Source organism: Saccharopolyspora mangrovi (assembly GCF_035320975.1).
In the GTDB taxonomy this organism is placed as follows: domain Bacteria; phylum Actinomycetota; class Actinomycetes; order Mycobacteriales; family Pseudonocardiaceae; genus Saccharopolyspora; species Saccharopolyspora mangrovi.
In genome coordinates, this window is the sequence record NZ_JAWLNX010000024.1 from 28,352 (window position 1) to 46,877 (window position 18,526).

Annotated in this window: 14 protein-coding genes and 1 pseudogene; 5 read left to right on the top strand and 10 right to left on the bottom strand. The window is 71.3% G+C overall.

All coding sequences use genetic code 11. From position 1 onward, the window contains the following. The first annotated feature begins 2 nt into the window (after window positions 1–2). The 3 genes from R4I43_RS26870 (at window position 3) to R4I43_RS26880 (ending at window position 3,284) form a co-directional block, all read left to right on the top strand. The gene (locus R4I43_RS26870; protein WP_324268476.1) at window positions 3–1,118 is read left to right on the top strand and encodes an acyl-CoA dehydrogenase family protein; all 1,116 of its coding nucleotides are present in this window, start codon (window positions 3–5) and stop codon (window positions 1,116–1,118) included. Further along, complete coding sequence (locus R4I43_RS26875) at window positions 1,115–2,089, top strand: acyl-CoA dehydrogenase (protein WP_324268477.1); 975 nt, start codon at window positions 1,115–1,117, stop codon at window positions 2,087–2,089. The genes R4I43_RS26870 and R4I43_RS26875 overlap by 4 nt, the downstream gene beginning before the upstream one ends. A 118-nt stretch (window positions 2,090–2,207) precedes the next feature. After that, on the top strand, window positions 2,208–3,284 hold the full coding sequence (locus R4I43_RS26880) for an acyl-CoA dehydrogenase family protein (RefSeq protein ID WP_324268478.1): 1,077 nt from the start codon (window positions 2,208–2,210) through the stop codon (window positions 3,282–3,284). Here the strand turns inward: R4I43_RS26880 and R4I43_RS26885 are convergent. The 3 genes from R4I43_RS26885 to R4I43_RS26895 are packed head-to-tail and all read right to left on the bottom strand — an operon-like array spanning window position 3,281 to window position 5,345. Beyond that, the gene (locus R4I43_RS26885) at window positions 3,281–3,715 is read right to left on the bottom strand and encodes a MaoC family dehydratase (RefSeq protein ID WP_324268479.1); all 435 of its coding nucleotides are present in this window, start codon (window positions 3,713–3,715) and stop codon (window positions 3,281–3,283) included. The genes R4I43_RS26880 and R4I43_RS26885 overlap by 4 nt on opposite strands. Then, on the bottom strand, window positions 3,712–4,173 hold the full coding sequence (locus R4I43_RS26890; protein ID WP_324268480.1) for a MaoC family dehydratase N-terminal domain-containing protein: 462 nt from the start codon (window positions 4,171–4,173) through the stop codon (window positions 3,712–3,714). The genes R4I43_RS26885 and R4I43_RS26890 overlap by 4 nt, the downstream gene beginning before the upstream one ends. An 11-nt stretch (window positions 4,174–4,184) precedes the next feature. Then, a complete protein-coding gene (locus R4I43_RS26895; protein ID WP_324268481.1) occupies window positions 4,185–5,345 on the bottom strand; it encodes an acetyl-CoA C-acetyltransferase in 1,161 nt (386 codons plus the stop codon). A 222-nt stretch (window positions 5,346–5,567) separates the two neighbouring features. On the opposite strand from R4I43_RS26895, the gene R4I43_RS26900 reads away from it, so the two are divergent. Then, the gene (locus R4I43_RS26900; protein WP_324268482.1) at window positions 5,568–5,882 is read left to right on the top strand and encodes a hypothetical protein; all 315 of its coding nucleotides are present in this window, start codon (window positions 5,568–5,570) and stop codon (window positions 5,880–5,882) included. Between the two features lies 1 nt (window position 5,883). Here R4I43_RS26900 and R4I43_RS26905 read toward each other — a convergent pair whose 3' ends face one another. From R4I43_RS26905 to R4I43_RS26925, 5 genes and pseudogenes are all read right to left on the bottom strand, one after another. Beyond that, window positions 5,884–9,867: a tetratricopeptide repeat protein gene (locus tag R4I43_RS26905; protein WP_324268483.1), complete on the bottom strand. Its 3,984-nt coding sequence runs from the start codon at window positions 9,865–9,867 to the stop codon at window positions 5,884–5,886. A 192-nt stretch (window positions 9,868–10,059) separates the two neighbouring features. Continuing rightward, entirely contained in the window at window positions 10,060–11,265 is a 1,206-nt protein-coding gene (locus tag R4I43_RS26910) for a lysozyme (RefSeq protein ID WP_324268484.1), read from the bottom strand. 210 nt (window positions 11,266–11,475) lie between these two features. Continuing rightward, window positions 11,476–12,971, bottom strand: a pseudogene (locus tag R4I43_RS26915) (tripartite tricarboxylate transporter permease). Continuing rightward, the gene (locus R4I43_RS26920; RefSeq protein WP_324268485.1) at window positions 12,972–13,433 is read right to left on the bottom strand and encodes a tripartite tricarboxylate transporter TctB family protein; all 462 of its coding nucleotides are present in this window, start codon (window positions 13,431–13,433) and stop codon (window positions 12,972–12,974) included. A gap of 5 nt (window positions 13,434–13,438) precedes the next feature. Then, window positions 13,439–14,437, bottom strand: coding sequence for a tripartite tricarboxylate transporter substrate binding protein (locus R4I43_RS26925; RefSeq protein WP_324268486.1), 999 nt, complete (start codon window positions 14,435–14,437; stop codon window positions 13,439–13,441). Between the two features lie 228 nt (window positions 14,438–14,665). On the opposite strand from R4I43_RS26925, the gene R4I43_RS26930 reads away from it, so the two are divergent. Further along, window positions 14,666–17,068, top strand: coding sequence for a Tex family protein (locus R4I43_RS26930; protein ID WP_324268487.1), 2,403 nt, complete (start codon window positions 14,666–14,668; stop codon window positions 17,066–17,068). A 54-nt stretch (window positions 17,069–17,122) separates the two neighbouring features. On the opposite strand, the gene R4I43_RS26935 is transcribed toward R4I43_RS26930, so the two are convergent. Further along, complete coding sequence (locus tag R4I43_RS26935; RefSeq protein WP_324268488.1) at window positions 17,123–17,317, bottom strand: DUF397 domain-containing protein; 195 nt, start codon at window positions 17,315–17,317, stop codon at window positions 17,123–17,125. A gap of 422 nt (window positions 17,318–17,739) precedes the next feature. Further along, window positions 17,740–18,501 carry a MerR family transcriptional regulator gene (locus tag R4I43_RS26940; protein ID WP_324268489.1) on the bottom strand — a complete coding sequence of 254 codons (762 nt, stop codon included), beginning with the start codon at window positions 18,499–18,501 and terminating at the stop codon, window positions 17,740–17,742. Window positions 18,502–18,526: the final 25 nt, after the last annotated feature.

The following is an 18,526-nucleotide window of genomic DNA, read 5'->3' on the forward strand; positions in this document are numbered from 1 at the left end:
CCGTGGATCTGTCGTTCTCGGACACCGATCTGGCCTTCCGCGACGAGGTGCGGACGTGGCTGCGCGAGCACGTGCCCGCCGAACCGCTGCCGTCGCTGGAGACCGCTGAGGGGTTCGCCGCGCACCGCGAGTGGGAGAAGCTGCTGCACTCGGCGGGGTTGTCGGTGGTGTCGTGGCCGCAGGAGTTCGGCGGTCGCGGGGCTTCGCTGCTGCAGTGGGTGATCTTCGAGGAGGAGTACTACGCGGCCGGGGCGCCCGGCCGGGTCAGCCAGAACGGCATCTTCCTGCTGGCTCCCACGCTCTTCGAGCACGGGACGGTGCAGCAGAAGCAGCGCTACCTGCCGAGGATGGCTGCTGCCGAGGACATCTGGGCGCAGGCGTGGTCCGAGCCCGAGGCGGGCAGCGACCTGGCCGGCATCCGCTCGACCGCGCGGCGCGTCGACGGCGGCTGGCTGCTCAGCGGGAACAAGACGTGGAGTTCGCGCGCGGCCTTCGCCGACATCGCCTTCGGCCTGTTCCGCAGCGACCCCGACGCGCCCCGGCACAAGGGGCTGACCTACTTCCTGTTCCCGCTGGACGCGCCCGGCGTGACGGTGCGCCCGATCCAGCGCATCGACGGCAAACCGGCGTTCGCGGAGCTGTTCCTCGACGAGGTCTTCGTGCCCGACGAGGACGTGCTGGGCGGGGTCGGCGACGGCTGGCGGGTGGCGATGAGCACCGCGAGCAACGAGCGCGGTCTCACGCTGCGCAGCCCCGGCCGCTTCCTGGCCACCGCGCGACGGCTCACCGAGGTCCCCGGCGCGCTGGACGACGACCGGGTGGTCGACGCGTGGATCTCCGCGCAGGCCTACCGGCTGGCGACGTTCGAGACGGTCACGAAGGTCCTCGACGGCGCCGGACTGGGCGCGGAGGCGAGCCTGAACAAGATCTTCTGGTCCGAACTGGACACCTCGATGCACGAAACCGCGTGGGACCTACTGGGTCCGGAGGCGGAGACGAGCTCGTGGGTCGAGGGCTACCTGTTCTCGCTGGCCGGGCCGATCTACGCCGGGACCAACGAGATCCAGCGCAACATCGCCGCCGAGCGGGTGCTCGGCCTGCCGAGGGGGTCGCGATGAGGTTCGTGCTCGAAGCCGAGCAGCAGGACATGGCCGACACCCTGCGCTCGGTGTTCACCGCGGCCGACGTGCCGGGCATCGCGCACGCCTGGTCCGGCGGCGACGCCGAGGGCTGGCGGAAGCTGTGGCAGAGCCTCGCCGACCTCGGCGTCACCGGGGTGACGCTGCCGGAGGAGCGCGGCGGGCTCGGTCTCGGCCCCGTGGAACTGACCCTCTGCCTGCAGGAATGCGGCTACGCCGGGCTGCCCGGCCCGGTGATCGAGTCGCTGGCGCTGCTGCCCGCGCTGCTGCCGGAGCTCACCGCCGACGCGGCGGTGCGCACGGCGATCGTCGAACCGCACGTGCCCCGCGCGCTCGACGCCGACCTCGCCGACGAGGTCTACGCGTGCGGGCCGGGATCGACCCGCCGGTTGACCGGGGTCTCGTGGCAGCGCGCGGAATCCTTCGACCCAGCGCGGCGGTTGTTCGAGGTGCGGGCCACCGCTGGCGAGGAGGTCGCCGGGGCGGAGCTCGAGCGGGCCTTCGACCTCGCGGTGCTGGGCTGCGCGGCGTACCTGCTCGGGCTCGGGCACCGGATGCTCGACCTGGCCACCGAGCACGTCATGCAGCGGCAGCAGTTCGGCCGGCCGGTCGGGGAGTTCCAGGCGGTCAAGCACCACCTCGCCAACGCCCTGCTCCAGCTGGAGTTCGCGCGGCCCCTCGTCCGGGGCGCGGCGTTGACGGCGGGCAGCGCCCACGGCGGGCGCGACGCCTCGGCGGCCAAGCTCGCCGCGGGCGAGGCAGCCCACCTCACCGCCCGCACCGCGCTGCAGGTCCACGGCGCCATCGGCTACACCGCCGAGCACGAGCTCCACCGCCACCTCACCAAGACCGCAGCGCTGCGCCAGTCCTGGGGCACCCCCACCTGGCACCGACGCCGCGTCGCCCGATCCCTGGCCACCGACCCGGAAACCCCCATCGGAAGCCCCTGACCCGAGGAGGTCCCCGATTTCAATGGAAGTCGGATTCCTGATTTCCATTGATATCGGGGACCTCGCCGGGCCGCGGGACCGAATCGACGTGGACGAGCAGCGGAGCTGGGAGGTTGTAGTGCGGTTCGCTTTCACCGAGGAGCAGGAGGAACTTCGGGAGGTCGTGCGGCGGTTGGTGAACCGCCGCGGCGGCCCTGAGGTTCGGGAGCCCGATGTCGTGGCCGAGGGTTTCGACCGGGAGGTGTGGTCGCAGCTTGCCGAGCAGGTGGGGGCGCACTCGCTGGGGATCCCCGAGGAGTTCGGGGGCGGCGGTTTCAGCCTGCTGGAGACGTTGATCGTCGTCGAGGAGCTCGGGCGGCGGTTGTCGGACATCCCGTTCCTGGGCAGCGTCGTGCTCGCCGCGGAGGCGGTGCTGGCCACCGGGCACCGGGCGGCGTGCGAGCGGCTGCTCCCGGGCATCGCCTCGGGCGAGCAGGTCATCTCCCTGGCCTGGGCGGAGCCCGGAACCGGCTGGGCGCGTGAGGGTTTCGCCACCACCGCCCGCCAGGACGGCGATGCGTGGCTGCTCGACGGCCGCAAGGTGCACGTGCTCGACGGGGCGCAGGCCGACACCGTCCTGGTGCTGGCCACCGCCGACGGGCGACCCGCCTTGTTCGAGGTCGAGGAGCCCGACACCGCGGCGACCACTCCCCTGGACCTGACCCGCCGGATGGCCGAGGTCCACCTGCGGGGCACCCCCGCGCGCCTGCTGGGAACGCCGTCGATGCAGCGCATCTCCGACGTCGCCGCGGCTGCGGTGGCCGCGGAGTCGGTGGGGGCGGCACAGCGGTGGCTGCACGAGACGGTCGAGTACACCAAGGTGCGGAACCAGTTCGGCCGCCCGATCGGCTCGTTCCAGGCGCTCAAGCACCGGTTGGCCGACTGCTACGTGGCCGTGGAATCCGCCCGGTCGCTGTCCTACGCCGCGTCCTGGGCGGTGTCCACGCAGGACGAGCGGGCCGGCGAGCTGGCGGCGATGGCGAAGTCGGCCTGCACCGAGGCCTACTGCGCGATCGCCGCCGAAGGGGTGCAGCTGCACGGTGGTATCGGGATCACCTGGGAGCACGAAGCGCACCTGCACCTCAAGCGCGCCCACGCCGCCAGCCAGCTGTTCGGCACCCCGAGCAACCACCGCGCAACACTGCTCACCGCTTAGGAGAGCCGGACCACCGCGCGGGCTCGGGCCAGCACGTCGACGCCGCCGGAGGTCGCCGAGAGCTCGACCACCGCGCGGTTTCCGTCGAGCTTCTCGGTCACCCGGCCGGCCACCTCGACCTCGACGCCGGTGTCGTCGTCGGGCACGACAACGGGTTTGGCGAACCGCACCCCGTACTCCTCCACCGCGCCTGGGTCACCGGCCCAATCGGTGACCAGCCGCGCCGCTTCGGCCATCGTGAGCATGCCGTGCGCGATGACGTCGGGCAGCCCGGCGGACTTGGCGATCCGCTCGTTCCAGTGGATGGTGTTGAAATCGCCCGAGGCGCCGCAGTAGCGCACCAGCGTCAGCCGCTGGATGGGATAGCGCTGCGGCGGGATCTCGGTTCCGACCTCGACCTGGTCGAACGCCACGCTCGCGGCCACGGTCACTGCCCTCCCTCTGCGGTCCCACGAGAGATGATCGTGTTGACCGCGGTTCCGACCAGGTCGCCGTCGGCGTCGACGATCTCGGTCTCGATGCGCACCAGCTCGTTGCGCCCGGCGTCGCGGATCTCCGCGATCCGCCCCTTGGTGCTGAGCACGTCCCCGGCCCGGATGGGGCGCCGGTAGCTGAACTTCTGCTCGCCGTGCACCACCATCCGGTAGTTCAGCCCGAAGTCCGGGCGCAGGATCGGGTTCTTCTCCGATGCCGCACCGGTGGCCACGATCCCGAAGGTCGGCGGCGCGATCACGTCCGGGTGCCCCAGCGCGCGAGCGGCGGCCCGATCCCGGTAAGCCGGGTTCGGGTCGCCGACGGCGTCGGCGAACTCGCGGATCTTGCCGCGCGTGACCTCGTAGGCCTCGTCGGAGGTGAACTCGAAGCCGATGTAGTCCCTGTTGATCGCCACGTCGCCTCCGCCTACAGCCGCTCGATGATGGTCACGTTGGCGGTTCCGCCGCCTTCGCACATGGTTTGCAGGCCGTAGCGGCCGCCGGTGCGTTCCAGCTCGTGGAGCATCGTGGTCATCAGCTTCGCGCCGGTGGCGCCGAGCGGGTGCCCCAGGGCGATGGCACCGCCATTGGGGTTCACCCTCGCGGGGTCGATGTCGATCTCCTTCTGCCAGGCCAGCACGACGCTGGCGAAGGCCTCGTTGATCTCCACGACGTCGATGTCCGAACCCTTGAGCCCGGTCTTGTCCAGCGCGTGCTTGGTCGCCGGGATGGGCGCGGTCAGCATCTTGACCGGGTCGTCGCCGCGCACGCTCATGTGGTGCACGCGGGCGCGCGGGGTGAGCCCGTGCTGCTCGACGGCCTGCTCGGAGGCCACCAGCAGCGCCGCCGAACCGTCCGAGATCTGGCTGGCCGCGCCCGCGGTGAGCCGTCCGCCGTCGCTGAGGGTCTTGAGCCCGGCGAGCTTGTCCTTGTCGGTGTCCCGCCGCGGCCCTTCGTCGTGCTCGACGCCCGCCAGCGGTGCGGTCTCGCGGTCGAAGTGCCCGCCGTCGATGGCCGCGATCGCGCGGAGGTGGCTGGTCAGCGCGAACTCCTCCATCTCCGCGCGGGAGATGTCCCACTGCTCGGCGATGAGCTCGGCGCCCCGGAACTGGGTGACGACCTCGTCGCCGTAGCGCTTGGCCCAGCCCTCCGAACCGCAGTCCGGCCCGTAGGCGCGGGGGAATCCGAGCTGGTCGGAGCCGCGCAGCGAGCTGCCGATCGGGATCGCGGTCATGTTCTGCACGCCGCCCGCGACGACCAGGTCGTTGACGCCGGACATCACCCCCTGGGCGGCGAAGTGCACCGCCTGCTGCGAGGAACCGCACTGGCGGTCCACGGTGACGCCGGGAACGTGCTCGGGGTAGCCGGCCGCGAGCCAGCCGGTGCGGCCGATGTTGCCCGCTTGCGCGCCGACCGTGTCGACGCAGCCCCAGACCACGTCGTCGACCGCCGCGGGGTCGATTCCGGTGCGGTCCACCAGGTTCTGCAGCACGTGCGCGGACAGGTCCGCCGGGTGGATCCCGCTGAGCCCGCCGCCGCGCTTACCGACCGGCGTGCGAACCGCGTCGATGATGTAAGCCTCCGCCATGAGGAGTCCCTTTCGTCGCCACCAGTGGCCGATTCAGAGTAGTCCCCGCGCGAGGTCGAAAACAAGCAAGCGTTTGGTTGTACCGAGTCGAAAAGCGTTCGCCCTGCGAACTCCTCGTGCACTCACTTTCCGTGATCGACCGGTAGCTCTCCGTTGTGTTAAAGTCTGGCGATCGCACGTCCACGTGCCGATGAGCTGCGACGAAGAATCTGGGGGCTGCAGATGCTCTCGTCAGAAGATGCGGGCGAACCCGATCCGAGCATGTGGTTGCGCCAGCTGGTGCTGCGCGGCTTCCAACTCATGCCACCGGTGCGCGACGGCACCGGCGAACTCGAGGCGCTGATCTACGTGCGCCCGCACGGCGACGTCATCGACATCGTCGAAGTCCTGGCCGAAGACCACGTCCGCGCCGCGCGGGTCCCGCGCCGCGGCGAGATCCGCACCGACAGCAGCGCAGCCTACTGGCGCATCACCGGTGACGTCATCGACGTCGTCGATCGGGTCCTCGCGCTGCCCGAGCCGCTCATCCGCGTCTGACTCAGCGCGCTTCCCTGCTGCCGACCGGGGTTTCGGCCGCCCGCAGTTCGTTGAGCCGGTAGTTCGCCTGGGCGGCCAGGTGCTCGTCCGCGCCCAGGACCCGTTCGTAGGCCTGGCGGGCACCGGCGAGGTCGCCACGCCGGTGCAGCGCTTCGCCCAGGGCCAGCACGGCCTCCGGGGTCGGGTCGGGCGCGCCGATCTCCACCGCGCACCGCAGGTACACCAGCGCCGAGTCGGCGTCGTCGTCGGCCAGCAGGGCCGAACCCGTCTCCTGCGCCCATTCCGCGACGTGCGCCTCCGGGACCACCGCGGTCATCCGGCGCAACGTGTCGGCGGCCTCCAGGTGATCGCCGTGACCGCGCTGCTCGTCGAGGACGACGCGCACGTTGTTCAGCGCGTCCTCCCCCAGCTCGCCCTCGGGCACGTGCCCGGCGGCCTTGACGAACGCGTGCACCGCGCCCGGCAGGTCGCCGGTCTCGTAGCGGATCAAGCCGATGCCGAACTCGCCGCGCGCGGCGACCTCCGGGTCCTGGCAATGGCTGACCCGCTCGAAGTGCTGCTTCGCGGCGTCCTTGTCGCCGTCCTCCAGCAGCAGTTCGCCCAGCCGGCCGCGGGCGGATTCGGAGTGCACCGGCACGCCCATCGCGGCCGCGCGCTCCAGCCAGCCGACCTTCTCGGTCCGGTCGCCGGCGCGGTCGGCCAGCATCAGGTGCGCCAGGACCGCGGTGGCCGGGTCCTCGCACTCGGCCGCGCGCGCCAGCATCTCCGCCGATTCGGGGGCGGCCTCGCCGACGGCCCGGATGCGACGCTGCAACGCCACGCCGAAGATCTCGGCGGAGTCCGCGGCCCGCTCCGTCTCGTCCCAGGTCTGCTCGGCGGAGGCCGCCTCGCCGACCCGGTGCTGCAGGTGCCCCAGCAGCACACCGGCCTCCACGGCGGCCGTTCCGGCGCCTTCGACCTTGGCGTGGCGGGCGACAGCGATGGCGCCGTTGAGGTCGTGCACCCGGACCAGCAGCTGTGCCATGAGCACCCCGGCGCGCGCTATGGCGGCGGGTTCACCGGTGCGGATCGCACGTCGGTACCAGCTCAGCGCGATGGCGTGCTCGCCGCGCCCGTCGGCGAGCTTGCCCAGCGCTATGTGCGCCTTGGGCAGCGCGACGGGGTGACCGTGGTCGGCGACCAGGCGGAAGAACGCGGGTGCGTCCGAGCCGCCCGCGGCCTGCGAGCGGCGACCGAAGTCCAGGCCCAGCTCGGAGCAGACGCGCGCGTCCTCGTCATCCGCACCGGCCAGGACGCGGGCGGCCACCGACAGGTCGGTCCAGGCCGCGCACCAGAAGTCCGCGACCAGCTCGGAGGCGTAGTGCTCGGCGACCACTGCCCGTGCGGCCTCGACATCTCCCTGGCGCAGCAGCCGGTGCGCGCGCTCGTCGGCGTCCTCCTGCTGCGCAGGCGTTTCCGGTTCGGGCGTGCTGGCCCGGACCTCGGCGAGCCGGGCGGCGGCCTGCTCGGAGCTGCCGACCCCGGCAGCGGCGACCTCGGCGAGCAGCTCGGCCGCGTGCTCGGGTTTTCCGCCGCGCTGCAGCAGATCCGCCATGCTGACCTTCGCGACGGCGGCTTCCTCCGGGTCGGTGCCCTCGGCGGCCTGCTGCCAGGCGTCCAGAGCCGCATCGCCGTCGCCGTTCTCCTCGCGCAGCGCACCGAGGAACAGCAGAGCGCGCTGCCGCAGCTTCACGTGCCCGGACTCGGCGAGCAGCTCCAGCGCCCAGCCGGTGAACTCCGGGACACCGCGCCGCAGGTAGCTGTGGGCCAGGCTGAGGCACAGCTGGCTGACGGTGAAGTGCTGCTCGTCATCGTCCGCGAGCCACCTGAAGCTGGCGCGCGCCGGATCGAGCTCCTGGCGCAGCGCGCGCATCGCGAACACCGCCGCCGGAGCCACCGTCGACGACGACCCCGCGGCGCGGGTGAACATCTCCAGCGCCTGGTCGAGGCGGTCGCGCTCGACGTGGTGCTCACCGAGCAGGAAGGCCGCGCGCGGCCCGTACTCGGCGTGCCCGCTGTCCGCGGTGCGCTGGTACAGGTCGATCAACGCCCCGTGGCGCTCCAGCGTGCGGTAGATCAGCGAGAGCTTGCCGAACGCCTCGCCGAGGATCGCCGGATGCCGCGTGGCCAGCGCGGTTTCGAACGCGGCGATGGTGCCGTCCGGGTCGCCGTGCTCCATGAGCAGCTCACCGAGCCGACCGGCGCTCCACGGCCGCAGCGCGGGATGGCCCTCGTCGACCACGCGCTGCAGCAGTCGGCGCGCCTGCTCCGGTTCGTCGCGCCGCAGCAGGTCCTCGGCGAGCGCGTTGCGCGCGGCGGTGGCGACCAGCGCGTTCGGCGACTCGGCGAGGCGAGCGAGCTCCTCGGCCGGTGCGCGGCCGGTGCGTTCGGCGCGGGCGGCCTCGGCGAGTTCGCACACCGCCGGTTCAGCACCGGCGAGCATGGCGTCCACTTCGGACTCCTCATCGCGCTCCAGGCGCAGCAGCACCGGGAGCACGCCGCGCGCCGCGGGTTCCTGGAGCAACGCGTCGATGAACGCGGCGTGCCGCGCCTCGGGCCCGGGTTCGGCCGCGAGCCCGCGCAGCAGCTGCCGGGCGCGTGCCGGATCGCCCAGCGCGGCCTCGGCGAGGGCGAGCGAAATCCGCGCGTTCGAGCCGTTTTCCGGATCGGCGTCGATGAGGCCCTGGTAGGCCTCCCGCGCTGCGACGATGTCGCCGGAGGCTGCGGCCTGCCGCGCCCGGCGTTCCAGCTCGACCGGTTCGACAGGCTCGGTTTCGGCCGGTGGGGCGGTGTCCTCCGCGCCCACCTCGCCGAAGTCCATCGTGGACAGGGCTAATTCCGCCTCGTGCGCGACGTTGGTGTCCTCGGCCTCGGCGGCCAAGCGGAAGGCCTCCACCGCGGCGGCTTGATCGCCCTGCTCGTAGCGCAGCACACCGACGTGGTACGCGGCACGCGGTGCCTTGTCGGGATGCCCGGAGTCCACCACCAGGCCGAACGTCTCGATCGCGGCCGCGATGTCGCCGGTGTCGCGCTGCAGCTCGGCCAGCACGCCCAGCGCCTCCAGGCTGAAGCGGGGGTGACGGCTGTCGATGACGCGCTGCAGCGCTCGACGGGCCCGCGGGAGCTCGTCGACCCGGCGCAGCTGCAGGCTCAGCTGGATCAGCGCGCGCAGTCGCACGCTGGGACGCGGGTCCTGCGCTGCGCGCTCGTAGACCTGCGCGGCCCCGGCCGGGTCGTCCAGCGCGACCAGCACGCCACCCAGCAGCACGTGACCCCACGCGACGTGCTCGGGGTGGCCGAGCTCGATGATCCGCTCGGCCAGTCCCCTGGTGACGTCGGTGTCGTCGACGTGCAGCGCGTAGAGCTTGCCCGCGCCCAGCGAGCCGTAGTGCGGGTGCCCGCTGTCGAGGAGCTTGCGCAGCAGCGGTTCGGCGTCGTGGTCGCGTCCCTGCTCCAGCATCGCCAGCGCCCGCTGGTAGGCGATCTGCAGGAACTCGGTCCCCTCGGTGCGCTCGGGCGGCAGGTTGAGCTGCTGGGCGGCCTCGACGACGGCGGGGTCGCCGCAGGACAGCGCGCGGGTGCGGGCCTCGCGGGCGCCGCCGATGTCGCCGAGCTGCTGGAGCACCTGCGCCAGCAGGACGTCGGCGCGGCCGGCCTCGTCGGGTTCGGCGCCCTCGGTGGCGAAGCGCAGCAGCACCTGGGCGGTGGGCAGTTCCCCGGTGTTGAGCAGCAGGTGGCCGAGGGCGAGAGCAGCGGCTTGGGCGTGCACGGGATGACCGGAATCAATCACCCGCTGGTGGACGTCGCGGGCGGCGGCGAGGTCGTCGTTCTCGGTGAGGATCGCGCCGAGCATCAGCCCGGCCTGGGCGGCGGCTTCGTAGTCGCCTTCGTCCAGCACGGTGCGTAACGCCTGGGCCGCGGCGTCGTGATCACTGTCGAGCAGCAACCGCCTCGCTCGAGTGACCTCTTGCTCCCACCGTGACATTCCGCTGCGCCCTCCGATCGGGTGATCGCCGATCACGAGAATATCGCCCTTGGCGCGTGGGGAAACCGGCCGCAGCCACCTTTCCCCCGCACGCGCGAAGGAGCGGGCCGCCCATGCGATGGACGACCCGCTCCGCGTGGTTGCAGCACTCGGTCAGCTGGCGAGCTGCTTGAGCCGCTCGATGCCTTCCTTGTACTGGTTGATGTCGGTGTTGCCGCTGATGCCGGCAACCTTGCCCTTGTCGGTGTACTGCCAGAAGTCCCAGTCCTGGAAGCCCTTGGGCACCGTGGGGCTGTCGACCTCGTAGGCGGCCAGCCACAGGTTGTGGTTGCTGAAGGAGTCGGTGCCGCCCATGCACTGCTTCCAGAAGGACGGGTTCGCGTAGATGATCGGGTCCTTGCCGGTGCGCTGCTTGACCGTGTCGTTGAACGACTTGGTCCACTGGTGCATCCCGTCGACGCTCTTGCCGTAGCAGCTTCCGCCGTTGGGGTCGACCTCGAGGTCGAGGACCGGCGGCAGGGTCTTGCCGTCGTTCTTGTAGTCGATGATGTCCAGGAACCGGTTGGCCTGGGTCGCGCCGTCGGAGTCGTCGGGCCGCGCGAAGTGGTAGGCGCCGGCGATCAGACCCGCGTCCTTGGCACCGTGGTACTGCTGGGAGTACTTCGGGTTGGTGAAGTTGGTGCCGTCGCTGGCCAGCACGAAGGTGAACTTCTTGTTGTCCTCGGCGACCTTCTTCCAGTCGATGTTCCCGTTGTGGTTGGAAACGTCGATGCCCTCGATGGGCGGGCCCAGCGGAGCTTCCTTCTTCGGCTCCTCCGACTTGGCCTCGGACTTCGTCTCGGACTTGGTCTCCGCGCGGGTCTGCGGCGGCTCGGCCTTCTTCTGCTCGGCGGGCTGCGGGGCGGCCTGCTGGACCGGTGCCTGCTGGACCGGGGCCTGCTGCGCCTGCATCGGGGCGGCCACGGCGGCCTCCTCGACGTCGCGCTGGTCGCCACCACCGGCGAGGCCGCCGATGATCAGGCCGACGACGCCGACGGCGGCCACTCCGGCACCCACCTGCACGGGGCGCAGGCGGGAAGCGCTCTTGACTGACTCGGGGACGTGCGGCGCAACCCTCTCCCGGAGGCGCCGCACGGCGGGGGCGTTCTGGACGCGCTGCAGCAGCGGCGAGAGCCACTGCATCAGGCGCTGGAGCAGCGGTGCGAGCCACTGGCCAACGCGATCCGCTGCCATGCGCGGACCGCTGTCAGCGCCCGCCGCCTTGGCGTGCCGCCCACCCTCGGTCGCCTCGTTCTTGGGGGTCGAGGCGTGATCGTTGTTTTCGGGGGATCTGCTGTGGTCGGGGGTCTCGGGATTCACGAGCCCCACACTCCGCGACGGAGCGTGGTCTGCCATCGAGGTTTATACCTAGACGACTACCTAGTTTCACCCTATCGGGTATCAATGCCCACATATTCGACTACGCGCCGTGAAACAGCCCCGGAGTTCGCCGAATCCTAACCACACCACGTCCCCACTCGGTCACCACCCCACCTCCTCCGCGGCGGGAGGCGAGACCCGCGGTGCTCGTCAGCGCGAGTACCGCGGGTCTCGCCCCTTCCCGCCGCGGAGCGGGGCGGCGATGGCGAGGAGGAGGGCGAGGAGGGCGACGACCCAGAGGGTGATGGTGATGGGGCTGGAGACCAAGATCGCGGGGTCGCCCTCGGAGATGGTCAGGGCGCGGCGGAGCTGCTGTTCGGCGATCGGGCCGAGGATGAGGCCGACCACCGCCGGGGCCACCGGGATGCCGGCCTGGCGCATCAGGAGTCCCACCAGCCCCAGCACGCACAGGACCACCAGGTCACCGGTCGTGCCACCGGCGGCGTAGGTGCCGAGCGCGGCGAACACCAGCACCCCGGCGTAGATGCCGTAGGCGGGGATCGTGAGCAGCCTGGCCCACATCCGCACCAGCGGGAGGTTGAGCACCAGCAGCATCAGGTTGCCGAGGTAGAGGCTGGCGATGAGCGTCCACACCAGCGGTCCGGACTCCTCGAACAGTTCCGGTCCCGGTTGCAGCCCGTAGGACTGGAACGCGGTGAGGATGACCGCCGCCGTCGCCGAGGTCGGCAGCCCGATGGTCAGCAGCGGCACCAGCACGCCCGCCGAGGCGGCGTTGTTGGCCGCCTCGGGCCCGGCCACGCCCTCGATGGCGCCGCCTCGGGGTGCTTGGTCAGCTTCCGCTCGACGCTGTAGCTCAGGAACGTCGGCACCTCCGCGCCGCCGGCGGGCAGGCTGCCGATCGGGAACCCCAGCAGGGTGCCGCGCAACCACGCGGGCCAGGAACGCCGCAGGTCGGAGCGGGAGAGCACGACGCGCTCGCGCAGCGGCTGCACGGTCGACGAGCCGGTGCCGCTGAGCAGGTGGCCGAAGGACTCGCTGAGCGCGAACAGCGCGATCACCACGATGACCACGTCGACGCCGTCCAGCAGCGAGTCCACGCCGAAGGTCAGCCGGGGCTGACCGGTCTGCGAGTCGATGCCCACCAGCCCGACCGCCACCCCGACCAGCAGGCTCGCGACGCCCTTGAGCAGGTCGGGGCCGAGCAGCGCGCTGACGGTCACGAACGCCACGGCCATCAGCGCCACGTACTCCGGTGGCCCGAAGCTGGTGGCGAACCCGGCGACCGCGGGCGCCAGGAACGTCAGCCCCAGCGTGCCGATGGTCCCGGCCACGAAGCTGCCGAGCGCGGCGGTGGCCAGGGCGGCCGAGGCGCGCCCGGCCCGGGCCATCTTGTTGCCCTCCAGCGCCGACACCATCGAGGCGCTCTCACCCGGGGTGTTGAGCAGGATCGAGGTGGTCGACCCGCCGTACATGCCGCCGTAGTAGATGCCCGCGAACAGGATCAGCGCGCTGGAGGCCTCCAGCCGGAAGGTGATCGGCAGCAGCAGCGCCACGGTCAGCGCCGGCCCGATGCCGGGCAGCACCCCCACGGCGGTACCGATGGTCACGCCCACCAGCGCCCACAGCAGGTGCCCCGGCGTGAGTGCGCTGGCGAACCCGTCGAGCAGCAGTCCCCACTGTTCCATCTAGAAACCCCAAGGTCCGCTGGGCAGGCTCAACCCGATGAGCCGGTCGAAGACGAAGAACACCGCCGCTGCCAGCGCCCACCCGTAGGCGAGCAGCACCCAGCGGCGGGGAGCGCCGAGCAGCAGCGCGGCGGACACGAACAACCCGGTCGCGGTGACCACGTAGCCGAGCAGCGGCAGCAGCGCGGCGAAGGCCAGCAGCGCGCCGACCAGCGCGACCACCCGCCACCCGGCACCGGAGCGCGGAGTCGGCTCCGCTGCGCGAAGCCGGATCCCGGCCTGCACGAGCAGTCCGAAGCCGACCGCGGCGAGCAGGGCGGCGACGATCAGCGGCATGACGGCAGGCCCCGTCGCCGAGTCCTGCTCCGGCAGCCGCCTCGCGTCGACGACGACCACCACGGCGGCGACCAGCATCAGCGCCCCGAACAGTCCGGTGGCCAGCGCGGTTCGACGGTCCTGCACGGCCCTCACCCCAACCCGATCTCGCCGAGCACGTCGGACACCCTGCCCTGCTCGTGCCGCAGGAAGGTCTCGAACTCCGGGCCGCCGAGGGTGGCGTCACCCCAGCCCTCCTCGGCGAGCGCTTCGCGCCACTTCGGCGAGCGGGCCATCTCCAGCAGCGCCTGCTCCAGGGCCCGCTCCTGCTCCGGGGAGATGTCCCCGGGTGCGACGACGCCGCGCCAGTTGTCCAGCTCCACGTCCAGGCCGCTCTCCCGGAGCGTCGGCACGTCGGGCAGCGTCGGCGCCCGCTGCGCGCTGGAGACCGCCAGCGCCCGCATCTGCCCGGAGGTGATCTGCGGCTCCAGTTCGGAGACACCGGAGATCGCGATTGTGGCGCGCCCGGACAACGCGGTGCTGAGCAGTTCACCGCCGCCGGAGTGCGCGACGTAGGACAGCTGCGCGGGGTCGGCGCCGACGGCTTGGGCGAGCAGGCCGGCCAGGATGTGCTCGGCTCCCCCGGCCGACCCGCCGGCGATGGACACCGCGTGCAGGTCGTCGTGCATGCGCGCGGTGAGGTCGTGCAGCGTGCGGATCGGTGAGTCCTTCGGCACCGCGATGACTTCGGCGTCGGTGGTGAGCCGGATCAGCGGTGTGGTGTCGTCGAGCGAGACGGGTGATCCGTTGGCCTTCACCGCGCCGACCATGATCAGCCCGGTCACCATCAGCTGCGTCGGATCGCTCTGGTGGCGGACGAACTGGCTGAGCCCGATCGTCCCGCCCGCGCCGGTGACGTTGTGGACCTCGGTGCGCCCGACCTGGTCCTGCAGCGCGTTCTGCATCTCGCGGGCGGTCTGGTCCCAGCCGCCGCCGGGCGCGGCAGGCGCCATCAGCCGCAGCTGCCGGTCGCCGAGCAGCTGCGCCACCGGGCTGCCGTGCGTTCGCTCGTCGGGGGCGGTGACGACGACGGCGCAGGTGAGCAGCACCGCCACCACCCACGGGATCACTTTCGCCGGAGAGGGCCGCATGGATCGCCTCGTTCAACGCCGAACGGAGTGTCCACAGATGTATACAGTCCCGTCGATCGCTGAGACAAGGGTCACAAGGTCTCGAAACCGGTACGTCGCAACGGAACGCCGGAGGACCCCGGCTGACCCGACACGCCGAGCCGAGTGGCACGGTTGCGCTGGTGTCGGGTCGGGCACAATGCTCGATCGGATCTGGCGAAGATCGCAGAGAAGGCGGAACCAGGAAACGTGACGACTGTTCATCAGAAGATCGCCGAGGAGCTCGGGGTCCGCGAAGGCCAGGTGGCCTCTGCTGTCGAGTTGCTCGACGGCGGGTCGACCGTGCCCTTCATCGCGCGCTACCGGAAGGAAGTGACCGGGGCGCTCGACGACGCCCAGCTGCGCACGCTCGAGGAACGGCTGCGCTACCTGCGCGAGCTCGAAGAGCGGCGCGCCACGGTGCTGGAGTCGGTCCGCTCGCAGGGCAAGCTCACCGACGAGCTCGAAACCCAGATCAACGCCGCCGATTCCAAGGCGCGCCTGGAGGACATCTACCTCCCCTACAAGCCCAAGCGGCGCACCAAGGCCCAGATCGCCATCGAGGCAGGTCTGGAACCCCTCGCCGACCAGCTCCTCTCGGACCCGGGCAACGACCCGCAGGCCACCGCCGAGGGTTTCGTGGACGCCGACAAGGGCGTCGCCGACACCCAAGCCGCGCTCGACGGCGCCCGCTCGATCCTGGTGGAGCGCTTCTCCGAGGACGCCGACCTGATCGGCGAGCTGCGCGAGCAGGTCTGGACCCGCGGCCGGATCGTCTCCAAGGTCCGCGAGGGCAAGGAGGACGAGGGCGCGAAGTTCGCCGACTACTTCGAGTTCGACGAGCCCTTCACCGCGCTGCCCTCGCACCGCATCCTCGCGCTGTTCCGCGGTGAGAACGAAGAGGTCCTGGAGCTCTCGCTGGAGCCCGACGACGGCACCCCGGTCGAAGGCCCGACCTCCTACGAGCTGCGGATCGCCCAGCAGTTCGGCATCTCCTCCCAGGGCCGCCCGGCCGACAAGTGGCTCTCCGACGTGGTCCGCTGGGCCTGGCGGACCCGCATCCTGACCCGGCTGAGCGTCGACCTGCGGCTGCGGCTGCGCCAGCACGCCGAGGACGAGGCCGTCCGGGTGTTCGCGGCGAACCTGCGCGACCTGCTGCTGGCCGCCCCGGCCGGTTCCCGCGCCACGATGGGCCTGGACCCGGGTTACCGCACCGGCGTGAAGGTCGCGATCGTCGACGGCACCGGCAAGGTCGTGGCCACCGACACGATCTACCCGCACCAGCCGCAGCGGCAGTGGGACCAGGCGCTGGCCAAGCTCGCCGCGCTGGCCCAGCAGCACCAGGTGGACCTGGTCGCGATCGGCAACGGCACCGCCTCGCGCGAGACCGACAAGCTCGCCGGTGAGCTGATCAGCAAGCACCCGGAGCTGGGGCTCAGCAAGGTGTCGGTCTCCGAGGCCGGCGCGTCGGTCTACTCGGCGTCGGCCTACGCCTCGCGGGAGCTGCCGGAGCTGGACGTGTCGCTGCGCGGCGCGGTCTCGATCGCGCGCCGGCTGCAGGACCCGCTGGCCGAGCTGGTCAAGATCGACCCGAAGTCGATCGGCGTGGGCCAGTACCAGCACGACGTCTCGGAGTCGAAGCTGTCGCGCTCGCTGGACGCGGTGGTCGAGGACTGCGTGAACGCCGTGGGCGTGGACGTCAACACCGCGTCGGCGCCGCTGCTGACCCGGGTTTCGGGCATCAGCGAGACGCTGGCCGAGAACATCGTGGGACACCGCGACAGCAACGGTCCGTTCCACAACCGCAAGGCGCTCAAGGACGTGGCCCGGCTGGGCCCGAAGGCCTTCGAGCAGTGCGCGGGATTCCTGCGGATCCCCGACGGCGACGACCCGCTGGACTCCTCCGCCGTGCACCCCGAGGCCTACCCGGTGGTGCACCGGATCCTGCAGAGCACGCAGAGCGAGATCGACGCGCTGATCGGCAACGCGAAGCTGCTCAAGCAGCTGAGCCCGCAGGACTTCGTGGACGAGCAGTTCGGTCTGCCGACGGTCACCGACATCCTCGCCGAGCTCGACAAGCCGGGCCGCGACCCACGTCCGGAGTTCAAGACCGCGACGTTCGCCGAAGGCGTCGAGAAGATCGCCGACCTGCAGCAGGGCATGACGCTGGAGGGCGTGGTCACCAACGTCGCGGCGTTCGGCGCGTTCGTCGACGTCGGCGTGCACCAGGACGGCCTGGTGCACGTGTCGGCGATGTCGAAGAACTTCGTCAACGACCCGCACGACGTGGTCAAGTCCGGTGACATCGTCCGAGTCAAGGTCCTCGACGTCGACATCCCGCGCAAGCGGATCTCGCTGACGCTGCGGCTAGACGACGAGCCCGGCAAGGGCGGCAAGCCCGAGCGGGCCGAGCAGGGCGCCCGCGCAGGCGGCGGCCGGGGCAACGGCCCGCGCAACGGCGGTGGCGGCAACGGCGGCGGGAACCGCGGTGGCGGCAACCGCGGCGGTGGCGGCAAGCAGAACCGCGGCGGCGGCGGAGGCCGTCAGCGCAACGACGCTCCCAGCGGCGCGATGGCCGAGGCCCTCCGCAGGGCGGGTTTCGGAAAGAACTGAAGCTGATCCGGGAAGGGGCTCCTCCGTTGCACCTCGGAGGAGCCCCTTCTCGCGTCACCGGTCGAAACGCCCGGCCTTGACCGCAGCCACGAACAATCGCCACTGCTCGGCCGATGCTGTGATGTGGTCGCCTTCCTGGAGCGCCGAATCGCGCACGGCAACACCGGTTCTTAAGGGGCCGACCTCGAGGCGGGAACTCACGTTCTGAGACCGCGACGAAGCTCGCCAACCGGCCGGGTTCGCTGTCATGTTCTCGCGCCTTCCAGCTCATCGAGGATGTCCGCGATCAAATCCGTTGTCTCACACGGACCCGTCGCCAGTCCCAGAAGGGTAATCACCGCCTCCGGGCAGGTGATCACTCCGACCGGGACAGGACCCGGTCTACCCCGCGCAGGTCGCGGTCAAACCTGGAATCCGGCCCGCTGCGGGATGACTGGTTTCAGTCACGACTGATCCGATGGAGGGCACGATGATCAGAGCGTTCCGGACCACACCGGCGCACTCGCGCCGAGAGCCCGACCGCGCAGCTGAACCGTCCACAAGGGACTGACGAAAGCGTCGGGAAGGACCCGAGGGTGGAACTCACCAGGAAGAAAGGAGCGGGAAAGGGCGAAATCGCCTCACTTCCGCATGACCGGCCCCATTGGGATCACCAACGGCACCCGGAAGGCTCAGTTGCCGGCCGGTTCCCGGCTGCCGTCCGGGGCGGTGCGCTGCGACATGACCTCGGCCATGCGCTCGCCGACGACGGCCGGGATCAGGCGCTCGGCGGAGCGGATCGCAGCCGCCTGCAGCGCGTTGAACACCAGCGGCCGCAGCCGGTCGATGACCTCGCCGTAGAACGAGGTGGCCTCCTCCGCGCTGGACGCGCGCGTGACCACGTGCTGCCGCACCAGGCCGGCGAGGTCGTCCCCGAGCGAGTCGACCTTCTTGAGCAGCTCTTCGGCGATCGTCAGGGTGTCGGCGAGCGGGATGCCGAGGTCGACCAACTCCGCCGCCGCGTCGTAGAGCAGCGGGCTCGTGGTCACGAACCCACGTCCACGCCGCTCCAGGATCCCCAGGTCGATGACGCGCTTGATCGCGCTCGGGGTGATCTGGTTGCCGAACTTCCTGCGCAGCTCGCCGAGCGTCACCGCGCGCGGCGCTTCGACCGCCCAAGTCCGGTCGGCCACCGCTTCTTCCAGACCGAGCACCTCACCGAGGCTGCGACCGGATTCCCAAGCGCCGAGCATCTCCTTGATCTGCGCGAACGCGTACCCGCGCTCCAGCATGCTGATGATGAGCTTGAGCCGGGTCAGGTGCGCGTCGGAGTAGATCGCCGTGCGACCTTCCTTGCGAGGTGGCGGCAAGAGCTCGCGGTCCTGGTAGACGCGCACGTTGCGCACCGTCGTTCCCGCTGCCCGGGCGAGGTCGTCGATCCGATAGTCCACCACCCGGGCCAGTGTAGTTACACCCCGC

Bases quoted from the DNA above. Each gene is read 5' to 3' on its own strand.
- R4I43_RS26875 (WP_324268477.1), top strand. From the start codon at position 1,115: ATGAGGTTCGTGCTCGAAGCCGAGCAGCAGGACATGGCCGACACCCTG.
- R4I43_RS26895 (WP_324268481.1), bottom strand. From the start codon at position 5,345: ATGGCGGAGGCTTACATCATCGACGCGGTTCGCACGCCGGTCGGTAAG.
- R4I43_RS26900 (WP_324268482.1), top strand. From the start codon at position 5,568: ATGCTCTCGTCAGAAGATGCGGGCGAACCCGATCCGAGCATGTGGTTG.
- R4I43_RS26925 (WP_324268486.1), bottom strand. From the start codon at position 14,437: ATGCGGCCCTCTCCGGCGAAAGTGATCCCGTGGGTGGTGGCGGTGCTG.
- R4I43_RS26935 (WP_324268488.1), bottom strand. From the start codon at position 17,317: ATGACAGCGAACCCGGCCGGTTGGCGAGCTTCGTCGCGGTCTCAGAAC.